This window comes from Lujinxingia vulgaris (assembly GCF_007997005.1).
GTDB lineage: Bacteria > Myxococcota_A > Bradymonadia > Bradymonadales > Bradymonadaceae > Lujinxingia.
Map to the genome: position 1 here is coordinate 35,253 of NZ_VOSL01000038.1, position 11,460 is coordinate 46,712.

Sequence of the window (11,460 nt, forward strand, 5' to 3'; positions counted from 1 at the left end):
CAATTCACCTGCAAGGACCGGGTTCAAAAAAGCGCTGGCGGCGTCATGGCATTGTTCAAGCGTTGATCAGGGCAGTTGGTTCTTACGAGCCATTGCAGCATATGGGGCTACCCAGAGTTCAGGTGGTTGGGGAAGCTCCGTAGGAAGTAGATGTGTCGAGCGAAAGTTGAAGGTCTGGTCGAGCGCAGTGGCGAGGTCGCCTGCGCTAAGTGGTCCTGCGGTAGCGAGTAGAGCGATATCGGGCAGGTCTTTTACCCGGGAGTTCGGGTGAGGACGGGGCATCGTGTAGGCGTGGAGCTTCTCTGCCAGATGGGATTCTACCGGGTAGACGCGGAGCGTAGGGGATTGAATGCCTGCGAAATAGAGAACGTCTTTGGCGCGCAGCGATTGTGGTTCACCATAGATCGGGTCGCCAAACGCGACATCGACTCCGAACGGGCTTCCGTAGATTTTTCCTGCGAGGCGGCATTCGGCTCGAAAACGAATTCCCTCGTATCGGGTGCCATCATTCTGAATGACCGACGACCGGGTATCGCGTGCCACAGCGAAGGTTAGAAAGTCGCCGAGATCGAGACGGCCGGCATCGCGCAGAGATTTCAGAACTTGATCTGGAGAACCGGCCACGCGGAGATCGACGTCACGCGTTGTGCGGGCATGTTGAAGGCGAAGCTCCAAGGCCAACCCGCCTTTAAGGATGACAGCCTCCCCAAGAACCCCGGCGACGCGGGCGAGGAAGCGGTCAAATATGAGAAGTTGGCGTTGACGCGCTAAATCCGGGCGTTGTTTAAGCCGCTGCTCCAGCGCTTGCTTAAACGCAGCGGGGCTGGTGTAGGTTCGCGAGGTCATGGCTTAAGCCCTCCAAAAGGCTTAAGCGCTCGCAACACATCTTTAAGTTCCGATTTCGATGTGACGCCGCGCTCCAGCGCTTCCCGTGTTGCTTGATGTAGGAGATCGGGAGAGAGGTCTGCGAGGGCGCAGTCGCGTAGTGTGCGGGCGGGTGACGTCACCGGGACCGGGCCGAACCACTCGCGCTCCTCAGGTTTGATGTCGGCGTAGTAGGTCGTGACGCCTGTGGGCGTGCGCAGCCGTCGTTTGCGCCAACTCGCGGGAAGTGTGAGCTCAACGCCCGGGGGGAGCGCGTCGGAGAGTTGATGCAGGCTCAGGGCGGTCTGGTGGGAGAAGACCCCCTGGTGCTCGGACCAGAGCCAGATCACGACGAGTTCTTCGTGCTCGTCTGCCGGGTAGTGTGTCAGGCGGTAGATGCCGCGGCGCACGCGCAGGATTTTGCCGGAGCCCAGATGGTGGGCGAGTAGCTGGGGAGAGTAGCCGGCGTCGGCGGCCTGTTGGGTGGTAAAGTAGCCGCTTTGAGCGGCGGCAATGTCGAAGAGCTGGTCCCAGCTGGGCGATGATGTCTGTGAGGTGTCCATGCACAAAACTTAAGCATGACTTTAGTTTTGTGCAAGGTTCGTCGTTGTTGGAACGTGCTACGTCGGCTCGTTTGTAGATGGTCCACTCGGCTGCCATGAAGAGCTCGCTGCGGCATGGACGCCACCCTTTAAGGGTTTTAGGGTGGAATCGTCGGATCGAGGGTGAGACGCCGACGTCGCTTATGCCCGAACGAGGAGGTCCACATGGTCGCAGATAAGAACGAATCAAAGCCTGACGAAGCGCGCGCGTTGTCCACCTCTCCCGAGGAGCTGCGCGACCCGGCAACAGGCCTGGGCCCCGACGAGATCACGGAGGACGGGGTCGATCGCACGCTTATCCGGTGGTTTTTGTCGCTGACGCCGGACGAGCGTTTGATGTGGGCGCAGGGGCACGCGCAGGCAGTGCTAAAGATGAGGGGAGGGCGCATTGTCCGCTGATTTTCAAAAAATTCTCGGTGTGTTGCGGGCCCATGAGGTGGAGTTTGTGGTGGTGGGGGCGCTGGCTGCGGTGCTTCAGGGGGCACCGATCATGACGCTGGACGTCGATGTGGTTCATCGTCGAACGCCCGAGAATATTGACCGCCTCATCGCGGCGTTGCGCGAGCTTGACGCCCATTTCCGGGGGCATGGTGAACGGAAGTTGGTGCCGCAGGTCTCCCATCTGGAGAGTCGTGGACACCAGCTGTTAACGACGAAGGGGGGGGCGCTGGATGTGCTGGGGGCGATTGAGGATGGGCTCGACTACCACGCGCTGATCGAGGAGTCGGTCGGCGTGGAGATCGAGGGGGAGGTGTTGCGGGTGCTCAGCCTGGCGCGCTATGTGGCGCTAAAAGAGCGCTCCGATCGACCCAAGGATCAGGCTCGGCTTTCGGTGCTTCGGCAGACGTTGCGGGAGTCTGGGGAGTAGTGAGTTTAGCGCCGCGGAAGAAGACGCGCGCGCCAGTCCGAGCGCAGCCGCCCCTTGTAGGTGGTGGCGCGGATGTAGAACTCAGCGAGTATGAGGTTGGGGACCCAGCAGAGCCAGGTGATGAAGGGGTACCACTGATCCAGGGTGAGAAAGGCGGGGTGGGGGAGCATGCGCACGGTGACCACGGCCAGGGTGACCAGGTAGCTGCGCAGCATCCACTCGCGGTGCTCGCGAAAGCGCCGGGCGCGGGCGGTTTTAAGGGCCATCCAGGTGGTGAAGAACCAGACCACGGCCAGGGTGGCAAAGCCGAGCTTTGCAAAGATGCCGTACTCGTTGGCGGTGGCCAGGGCAAATCCGGTGATGCTGCTGATGAAGATGGTGACGACGTACACCCAGCCCGACCATCGGTGGAAGCGGGTGCGCAGGTAGCGGCGGATGAAGTTAAAAGGCCCGAGCATCAGCGGCGGAAGCGCGGTGAGGATGTGCACGCCCAGGATCAGGTTGTTGAGGCGGTGCTGGCCGGCAAAGACCTCGGAGGAGAGGGGCTCGGAGCGGGTGAGAAAGCCGTGGGAGACCAGGATATAAATCACCGAGGAGGCGGTCACGTAGGCGACCACCGTGGTGAAGAACCAGACGACGCGCTGGTAGAGCTCAAAGGAGTCTTGAGGGGAGCGGTGGTTGGCCATGCCTGCGCTGTCTCGGCTCGTGGGGGGCAAGGTGCGACGTGACGCGTGGAGCGCCTTCGACGTTGACAGAAAGGGGGCGCGGGCTCAACTGGCGAGGTGCTCAGATCCCCCAGGCCACCGGAAGCCAGAAGCGTCCCAGGAGGGCGATGAGCACGATAAAGGCGATGTTGAGGCGCAGGCCGGCGCGCATCATGTCGTTCATGGTGACGTAGTTCGAGGCAAAGACCACGGCGTTGGGCGGGGTGGCTACCGGCAGCATGAAGGCGCAGGAGGCGGCGGTGACCACCGAGATCATCAGGGTGTAGGGATGAAGACCTACGACGGTGGCCAGGATGGCGACGACGGGCACAAAAATCGTGGCCGTGGAGGTGTTGGAGGTGACCTCGGTCAGAAAGATGACGACGGCCACGAGCACCAGGATGACCAGAATGCCAGGGGCGCCTTCTAAAAAGCCGAGACCCTCGGCAAGCCAGGTGGCAAGGCCGCTGGCTTCGATGCCGCTGGCCAGCGCCAGCCCCCCGCCGAAGAGCAAAAGAATGCCCCAGGGCACCTCGCGCACGTCTTCCCAGACGAGCAGGGGCTCACCGGGCTCGCAGTGGGAGGGGACGATGAAGAGCAGGATGGCGCCCAGGATGGCCACGGTGGTGTCGGAGAAGCCGCCCAGGCCAAAGGTTGCCAGGTGGGGGGCCAGCGCGCCGCGCAGCACCCAGAGGCCGGCGACGAGCGCGAAGATGGCGAGCACGCGGCGCTCGGAGTGGCGCATGGCGCCGAGCTCGCGCAGCCCCTCGTCGACGACCTGGGCGATGCCCTCCATGCCGCCGATGCGGATGGGGTAGGCTTTTTTGGTCAGGTAGAACCAGGCGATGAGGATGCCCACCACGGCGATGGGGAGGCCGTAATACATCCACTGCAAAAAGGAGATGGTCGTGCCGTAGACGCGGTCGACATAGCCCACAAAGATGGCGTTGGGGGGGCTTCCGATGATGGTGGCGATGCCGCCGATCGACGCCGAGTAGGCGATGCCCAGCATCAGCGACATGCCAAAATGAAAGCCGCCGGGGCGGGTGTCGATCTCGGGCTGGTGCTTTTGGGTGAGGGCGGCGACCTGGGTGACCACCGCCAGGCCGATGGGGACCATCATCATGGCGCTGGCGGTGTTGCTGATCCACATCGACAAAAAGCCGGTGGCGACCATAAAGCCCAGCACCAGCCGCGAGGGCTCAAAGCCGACTTTGGCGATGATGGTGAGGGCGACGCGGCGGTGCAGGTGCCATTTTTCGACGGCGATGGAGAGCAGAAAGCCGCCCAGAAAGAGGTAGATGAGCTCGTGGCCGTAGTTCAGCGTGGTCTCGGCTGCCGGGAGCACCCCGGTGAGCGGAAAGAGCACGATCGGCACAAGCGCGGTCACATAGATGGGGATGGCCTCGGTGAGCCACCAGATGGCCATCAAAAGCGTGATGGCCAGGGCGGCGGTGCCGGCCTCGGAGAGTCCTTCGATGCCCTGGCCGAGCATGATCAGGAAAAAGACCACCGGGCCGGCGATGAGGCCGACGCTGCGAATGGTGGAGGGGGAGGGGGCTCTGGGGGTGGGGGGCATCTGTGCGCTCCGGGAGGTTGGGGCGCATAGAGTAGTGGCGGGGGAGGTTGGGTCAACGGGGGGATCCCGAGGGTTTAGAGCGCGTGGTGGATGCGCGCGAGTCGGTGCGCGTGGTCTTCGACGTTGAGGCGGCCCTCTCGGATCAGGCGACCGGCGGCGGCCGCGCTCCGATCGAGTGTGGCGGCGACGGCGTTGAGGTCATGGCCTTCGGTAAAGAGGCGAAGAGCGCGGGCCTGGTCGGCGTCGAGCTCGCAGAGCGCGGCGTGGGTCAGGCTCAGCTCCGAGGGGGGGCCGAAGGAGTGATCGGGGCTGCAGATGGCGTTCTGGCTGCGCCCGCTCTCCAGAAGCTCCTCGGCCCGGGGGAGTTCTTTGTTGAAGGCGGCGCGCAGGGCGTCGAGGTCGCCGGCATCAAAGCGCTGACACACGTGGATCACAAGTGCGTGAAGGGTGTCGGCGGCGGCAAACGCCGGGGCGCGGCGCGTAAGGTGGGTGAGGGCCTGCTGGTGATGGGAGGCGTTGTCGGGACCGGGGTGATGAAGGGCGCCGACGCAGCGCTTAAAGCCGACGACCACGTCGGCGTCGTCTCCGCTGGCGCTGAACACGACGTGGGTATCGCCGGGATCGGCAGCGCGCAGGCGTTTGAACTTCTGCAGCGGGGCGTACCAGAGGGGCGGGCCTGCCTCCGCAGGGGTTGAGGAGGCGTCGATGACGGTGCCCGGGAGCTGGACACCGGCGATGATGGTAAGCGAGAGCGCGGCCAGGGGCAGGGCGATGCCGACGACGACCCCGATGCGAAAGGGAGTGGCCGTGAGGCGGCGTTTGAGAAGACGCGCGATAAAGAGGGCGAGGCCGCCTGCGCCCAGGACCACAAAGGGGCTGATGGCGAGCTGCTCAATGGCCCCGAAGCCCATGGCCAGGGTGAGGATGGCAAACACGCTGTAGTAGGCCAGCCAGCCGAGCAAGCGTTGGGTGCGGGTGGGCTCGGCGGCCTGTCCGGCGCGCATGACGGCTTCAAAGCTGGAGCGGGAGGGGGCTGAGCTCATAGGCGGCAGGGAGTGAAGGTGGTGATGGGATGCGTCGGGGCTCGCTGGCGAGCGTAGCGTTAGCATGCAGCGAGGGCCGGGCGCCAGCGATGGCCCTGTCAGCGCCCACAGATCTCGGTGCACGAGAGGTCGTGGCCGATGTCGCAGGCCGACTGCCAGGTGCGGGCGGCAGCGGCCGCCTGGCCGCGCTGGCAGAGCACCACGCCCAGGGTGTGAATGATGTTGCCGTCCTCCGGGGCGAGCTCGACGGCCTGGCGCGCGATGGACTCAGCGGTGGCGTCGCACTGGCCGGCGCCGTAGCAGCGCTCCCAGGCCAGGTTGTTGCAGGCGTGGGCGTCGTCGGCGTCGCAGGCGGACTGGTTGTAGATCTCGCGCTCGGCGGCGTCGTTCCAATGGGCGTTTGCGAGCTCGCGGCAGGCTGCGGCGTCGCCTTCGATCAGGCACGGATCCTCGTGGAGCTCCCGCGCCATGGCCTTGCGCTGGGCCGTCCACCGCTGCTGGATGCGATTCTGGAGCTTCTGGTGGTGTTCCTCCAGGTAGCGATCAAGGCCGATACCGGTGCCATGCACCATGTATTGAACGCGGGTCTGGTCGCCGACGGTGTTGACCATGGGTTGCTGGCGGGCATGCCCGAAGAGGGTGGAGATAGCCGGGCAGGCAGCCCGGTAGTCGAAGCGCCAGGCCTGCTGAGGGTCGCCTTCATGCTCCAGCGGAAACTCCATCGCGCAGGGATACTCGGAGCAGTTGACGGTGGTCTCGGGCGGAAAGAGATCGGGGCACTCCTCTTTGAGCTGATCGACCATCTGCGCAAAGTGCTCGGGCTGAAAGGCCTCATCGAGCTCGGCGGGAAAGGCCATTGGCGTGGCCGCCGAGGTGCGCTCGACGAGGTCGGTGAGCGCCTGGTTGTGGGCGCGGGCGTCGTCGCGCTCTTTGATAGCCCTGGCGAGCGCCTGACGGGTTATGATGAGCGACTCGTCGCAGCTTTCGCCTGGGGGCAGGGCGGGAGCCGACGATACGGAGGGGCTATCGGTCGAAGGAGAGGCACCGGACGAGGGTGTGGTGGGGTTGTAGGCGTGAAGTTCGGGGGCCGTCTGCGGCCCCGAGCCAGAAAGATAGGAGGGGAGGGCGCCCAGGGCAGCACCGATCGCAAGAACGATAAGGTAGGAGAGGTAGGTGCGCATGGCGTCATCGCTGGGGTTGGTTCGTAGCGTGGACGGGTAGAGCGGGCAGGGTAGCAGAGCCCCCCGAGCTGCGCCCAGCCGAGGTGGCGCTCGGGACGTTGGCGAGGTGTGGAGAGGCGTCTGGTCTGTGCACCAACGATGACCTCGCGCGTTTTATCGGGCTTGCGTCCGGTGCACCGGCTACCGATACTCCCCCCCGCGCTGGTGTCCGCCCCCGATGGGGCGGAGCGACGCCGAGAGTATGCGTGAGAGAGCATACCCGGCGAAGAAGGGAACCCGGTGAGATTCCGGGGCTGCCCCGCAGCGGTAAGCGAGAACGATGGCCACACTTATGGCGCCGTCCCCTGGTGGGGCGGGAAGCCGTGGTCGGTAGGAGGTTGGCCCCGAAGGTGGGGCCGCCGCGCTCGCAAGCCCGAAGACCTGCCCGCGCCGGGTGCTCTGAGCGAAAACGGACCCCGTACCGACCTTGATTCTCGCGGGAGATGGGCAGGTCGCCGCGTACACCCCTGGATGGGATGTGCGACGGCTCTCTGTGCATCTTCGGCCTTCCTACGACTTTGAGAGGCAGACCGATGCAAACCCCCACCGACAGCACGATGCAAGAGACGCTAACCCCCGGTCAGGTGACCGAGGTGCAGCTCATTGAGATGGTGTTTCCGCAGCAGACCAACCATTACGGCACGCTCTTTGGCGGGCAGGCGCTGGCGCTGATGGATAAGGCGGCGTTTATCGTGGCGTCGCGCTATACGCGGCGCACGGTGGTGACGGCGTGCAGTGAGCGCTGTGATTTTCATGTGCCGGTGCGCCAGGGGCAACTCGTGGAGCTGACGGCGCGGGTGGTGGAGACGGGGCGAACCTCGGTGACGGTGGAGGTGACGCTTGTGGCTGAGGATCTTTTGAGCGGGGATCGGCAGCCTGGCACCCGGGGGAAGTTCGTGATGGTGGCGCTCGATGCGCATGGGAAGCCCACGCGGGTGCCGGCGCTGGAGAGCGAAGCGACCCCCGCCTCGTAGAGGTCAGTCCTCGGGCAGGATCCTGGTGTCATCGCTACGGACAGCGGGTTTGGGGTCCCGGGGGCGGCCGAAATAACCGCCGGAGTCGCTGATGAGCTCGGAGGTGGCCATCTCAGTGAGCTCTGGAGAGCGCTCGGTGCTGAGGCTGTTCAGGTCAACCTCCCAGACGAAAGGCTGGTTGCGAGGGCCGATGAAGTAGGTGCGCAGGCGCTCGTCGGCGACCGTGGGTTCGGTGATGGAGGCCATGTTGGCGACCTGAAAGCGGGTCTCGGCGATCTGATCGACGTGGTAGCGCAGGCGGTAGGAGGACCAGCCTTTGGTGCGGTACTCCTCGCGGTAGGCGTCGGCGTCGGCGATGACGTGGTAGTGCCCGTCGCGGACGTGGCGCTCGGCGATGGCGTTAAAGAGCGCCGTCGCGAGCGAGGACAGAGTGGCCGGGGTGGCCAGCTCGGGGTGGGCTTTTATGAGGTCGCGCCAGGCGTCGAAGCGTTGGCTTGTGGAGTCAGGGGCATCGACGCCACGGACGACAAAACGCGCGCTCTCGGGCGCAGCGTCGAGCGCGACGAAGAGGTAGGTGGCCTGGTCTTCGGAGCGCACGCGCACGACGGCGCCTGGCGTGCTTCCAAAAGTCTTCTTCAGGAGCTCGTCGGTGCGCTCTGAGGCGGGGGCCGGGGTGGCGAGGGATTCGCGGGCGACAGGCCAGGCAGAATCAGCGAGGTCTGCCTCGTAGCGCGCTGAGATAAAGAGTGGCGAGCCCAGCGAGTAGTGCAGATCGAGGCTGACGAAGACCAGGGTGTCGCCCTGCCAGTGGGGAGCGACAAGGTCTTCGGGGCCGGGCACGCGCGGGGTGCCTTCGCGATGCCAGCGCTCAATATCACTCAGGCTGCTGGCGTTGTACGCCACCGGCAGCATCCCCTCCAGGGCTTTCTCCGAATAAAAAAGCTCGCCCTGGGTGCCCGGTGCGAGATGGAGGATGGCGCTCGCGAGCTGCAGGGCCGTGGTGGGGCCATAACTCTGGAGGGTAGCCAGCTCGGGGAGGGCGTCGCGCAGGGCCTGTAGGCTTGTGACACTGATGTCTTCGGGGTGAATCTCCACGGAAGGGAGCCCCTCGTCGTCATAGGTGGCCAGAAGTTGGACGGGGGGGGCGGTCATTGAGGCTCCTTGTTTGGATGTCCGGGTGGGGGCGTCGGTCAGCATGGAATCAGCCCCGGGGGAAGATGGCGAGCACGCCGTCATGACGAGGAGTAGAAGTGTGGTCGCGGCTCCAGGAACGCAGCGTGAGAAGAAGGGTGGCATAGGTGGCGGCATCTCAGAGGGGGCGCATCGAAGTGGAAGATGTCCGAGGCTACGCGAAGTGCTGACTGTCGTCATCCCGGCAGACCAACGAAAAGCGCCGAACCTTCGTGAGAAGATTCGGCGCTTCACGAGGAAAGGACCGAGGGCTGCGAGAGGATTAAGGTTGCTCAGACGGGCTCTTCGAAACGACCATCGGCGTGAAGCGCAAAACGCCCTTTTTCAACTTCGTGCACCGGCCCGTTGTCGCGGAAGGACCAGCCGCCAAAGCCTGTGCGCTGGTAGTCGGCGTAGGCCTGGCGGATCTCATCCTGGGTGTTCATCACAAAGGGGCCGCGCTGGGCGATGGGCTCGTTGATGGGGCGGCCCTGCAGGAGCAGGACCTCGGCTTCGGCGGGGCCGCCCTCCAGGATGATGGCGCCGGGATCTTCGACTTCGACGCGGCGTTTGTTGGCGATGGCGCGGCCGGCGACGCTCACCCCCTGCCCCTGATGCACATAGAGCGAGCGCAGCGTGCCGGGGTTGACCTCGGGAAGTTTCAGCTGCGCGCCGGCCTCCAGGCGAATCGACCAGATCGCCACGTCGCTCTCCGCGCGCGAGGCCCAGGAGGAGGGGGGAGGCGCCGGCGGGCGCTGACCCTTAAAGGCGCCCGCGGCGAGGGTCAGCTCGCTGATGCGGCCCTTCGCATCTTGCTCGATGACCCGGGGGATGCGCTCGTTCCAGAGCATCGTAAAATGCGGGTCGACCATCTTGTCGGCCCGCGGCAGGTTCATCCAGATCTGAAAGAGCTCCAGAGGGTTGGGCGCGTCATCGCGCAGAAGCGGAAACATCTCGGAGTGCTGGATGCCGCGGCCCGAGGTCAACCACTGCACGTCACCGGCGCCGTAGCGGGCGGTGGCGCCCATCGAGTCGGTGTGGTCGAGAAAGCCCGAGCGCACCACCGTCACCGTCTCAAAGCCGCGGTGGGGGTGGCGGGGAAAGCCCGGCACGCTTTTGCCGTGGTACATCCGCCAGGGTTTTTGCTCGTCGAAGTCGCGGCCCAGGTGGCGGCCGGCCAGCGAGGCGGCCGGTCCCATCTGACCGTTGCCCTCCGGGTAGTCGTCGCGGTGGTGGGCGCAGAAGAGAAAGGGGTCCGTGGTGGGCCAGTGCATCGCGTCGATGGCGCTGACCGCCTTGATGGTCGCCGGGGGATGCCCGGGGGCGGGCGTAGAGGCGCTACCGGAGTTTGCCGGGGAGGTGGCGCGGGCGGGGCGGTTGTCGCGCTCGACCTTCTGGCAGGCGACCGCGGGCAAAAGGGCGCCGGCGGCCAGGATCTTCAGCGCGGTGCGCCGCGCCACCACCGGCGTCCCAATACGACCGGGGGAGGGCTCGCTCAGCGCCAGGCGACCGGGCAGGCGGTCGTCGGGGATGTTGAGCGACTCGCCACACAAGTCGTGGAGCTTCCAGGCCTCGAAGATGCGCTCGGCCACATCATTGCCGCTCAGCGTGTGACCGGCCTCCACGCGGGGATGAAGCGCCTCCAGGCGCAGCGCGACCTTCGCCAGCCGGGGCGGTGAATGGAGGCGCGCGTAGAGACGCTGGAGGGATCCGGCGCGGGGGAGCTGGCCTTTGTCGCCGGTGTGGAGGTCGCCGAGCGGCTCGGGATGCAGCGCGTTGAGTAACCAGCCCACGCCATGCCAGACCTCCTCAAAGGCCCAGTCGAAGGCCTCGAAGGTGAGGTTTTCGGTGGCTTCATCCAAAAAGGCTTTGCCGCGGCGCAGGGCATCTTCGGGAGTCATACAACAGGCCTGTGAGTCGGGTTTTTCTCAGGATTTCAGCGGCTTCGATATCGTAGACGCTAACGTTGCTGTATTGGGATTCATTTCATAGATGTGGCGCATGTTGGTTATGCATAAGGTGCATGATTCTGGCGGGCGCGACGAAGAACGCCGGCGCTCCGATCGGAGCGCCGGCGTTTTTTCAATCAGGGGAAGCGTTGACCCTGAGAGGGGGGGCTGGCTTCGCACACATGAGGCGGATTAAGCCCGACGAGTCTGCTGCAACTCCGCCCCGGGTCAGCGCTCAGGAGGCCAGCACATTGACATAGCCCTCCCCGCCGTTCCCACCGCGGGTGGTGGACCAGGCGCCGTTGTTGAGCGAGCCCACCCCGCCGAGGCCGCCCGGAGCCGAGGGCTGAACGCTGCCGCGCTCGGCCTCGGGCGTCTCGGTGTAGATCAGCACCAGGCCGCCGGCGCCACCCCCACCGCCGCCGCCCTCGCCACTGCCTTCGCGCACGGCGTTGTTGCCGTTGCGGCCGGCGGCGCGCACCGCGCC

Annotated in this window: 11 protein-coding genes, 1 pseudogene and 1 riboswitch; of the genes and pseudogenes, 3 read left to right on the plus strand and 9 right to left on the minus strand. The window is 65.4% G+C overall.

Annotation, left to right across the window (positions count from 1 at the left end; all coding sequences use genetic code 11):
• Window positions 1–66 precede the first annotated feature (66 nt).
• Both FRC96_RS07965 and FRC96_RS07970 read right to left on the minus strand, forming a co-directional pair.
• Window positions 67–846 carry a nucleotidyl transferase AbiEii/AbiGii toxin family protein gene (locus tag FRC96_RS07965; protein WP_146973975.1) on the minus strand — a complete coding sequence of 260 codons (780 nt, stop codon included), beginning with the start codon at window positions 844–846 and terminating at the stop codon, window positions 67–69.
• A complete protein-coding gene (locus FRC96_RS07970) occupies window positions 843–1,427 on the minus strand; it encodes a type IV toxin-antitoxin system AbiEi family antitoxin domain-containing protein (RefSeq protein WP_146973976.1) in 585 nt (194 codons plus the stop codon). The genes FRC96_RS07965 and FRC96_RS07970 overlap by 4 nt, the downstream gene beginning before the upstream one ends.
• Before the next feature lie 204 nt (window positions 1,428–1,631).
• On the opposite strand from FRC96_RS07970, the gene FRC96_RS07975 reads away from it, so the two are divergent.
• Both FRC96_RS07975 and FRC96_RS07980 read left to right on the plus strand, forming a co-directional pair.
• Window positions 1,632–1,865 carry a hypothetical protein gene (locus tag FRC96_RS07975; protein WP_146973977.1) on the plus strand — a complete coding sequence of 78 codons (234 nt, stop codon included), beginning with the start codon at window positions 1,632–1,634 and terminating at the stop codon, window positions 1,863–1,865.
• Entirely contained in the window at window positions 1,855–2,334 is a 480-nt protein-coding gene (locus FRC96_RS07980) for a hypothetical protein (RefSeq protein WP_146973978.1), read from the plus strand. Before FRC96_RS07975 ends, FRC96_RS07980 begins: the two co-directional genes overlap by 11 nt.
• Window positions 2,335–2,339: 5 nt before the next feature.
• On the opposite strand, the gene FRC96_RS07985 is transcribed toward FRC96_RS07980, so the two are convergent.
• The 4 genes from FRC96_RS07985 to FRC96_RS08000 all read right to left on the minus strand — a co-directional run bounded on the left by FRC96_RS07985 (window position 2,340) and on the right by FRC96_RS08000 (window position 6,841).
• Window positions 2,340–3,020, minus strand: coding sequence for a DUF2306 domain-containing protein (locus FRC96_RS07985; RefSeq protein WP_146973979.1), 681 nt, complete (start codon window positions 3,018–3,020; stop codon window positions 2,340–2,342).
• Between the two features lie 100 nt (window positions 3,021–3,120).
• Window positions 3,121–4,617: an SLC13 family permease gene (locus tag FRC96_RS07990; RefSeq protein ID WP_146973980.1), complete on the minus strand. Its 1,497-nt coding sequence runs from the start codon at window positions 4,615–4,617 to the stop codon at window positions 3,121–3,123.
• A gap of 74 nt (window positions 4,618–4,691) precedes the next feature.
• Entirely contained in the window at window positions 4,692–5,660 is a 969-nt protein-coding gene (locus tag FRC96_RS07995; protein ID WP_146973981.1) for a hypothetical protein, read from the minus strand.
• Between the two features lie 98 nt (window positions 5,661–5,758).
• On the minus strand, window positions 5,759–6,841 hold the full coding sequence (locus FRC96_RS08000; RefSeq protein WP_146973982.1) for a hypothetical protein: 1,083 nt from the start codon (window positions 6,839–6,841) through the stop codon (window positions 5,759–5,761).
• Window positions 6,842–7,110: 269 nt separating this feature from the next.
• A riboswitch (cobalamin riboswitch) is annotated at window positions 7,111–7,263 on the plus strand.
• 150 nt (window positions 7,264–7,413) lie between these two features.
• Here FRC96_RS08000 and FRC96_RS08005 point away from each other — a divergent pair.
• Window positions 7,414–7,854 (plus strand): acyl-CoA thioesterase, encoded by a 441-nt coding sequence (locus tag FRC96_RS08005; RefSeq protein WP_230470002.1) that lies wholly within the window; start codon window positions 7,414–7,416, stop codon window positions 7,852–7,854.
• Between the two features lie 3 nt (window positions 7,855–7,857).
• Here the strand turns inward: FRC96_RS08005 and FRC96_RS08010 are convergent, their stop codons facing one another.
• The 3 genes and pseudogenes from FRC96_RS08010 to FRC96_RS21925 all read right to left on the minus strand — a co-directional run.
• Entirely contained in the window at window positions 7,858–9,006 is a 1,149-nt protein-coding gene (locus FRC96_RS08010) for a hypothetical protein (RefSeq protein ID WP_146973983.1), read from the minus strand.
• Window positions 9,007–9,317: 311 nt separating this feature from the next.
• Complete coding sequence (locus FRC96_RS22825) at window positions 9,318–10,298, minus strand: pirin family protein (RefSeq protein ID WP_146973985.1); 981 nt, start codon at window positions 10,296–10,298, stop codon at window positions 9,318–9,320.
• 910 nt (window positions 10,299–11,208) lie between these two features.
• Window positions 11,209–11,460, minus strand: a pseudogene (locus tag FRC96_RS21925) (hypothetical protein); the annotation flags it as partial.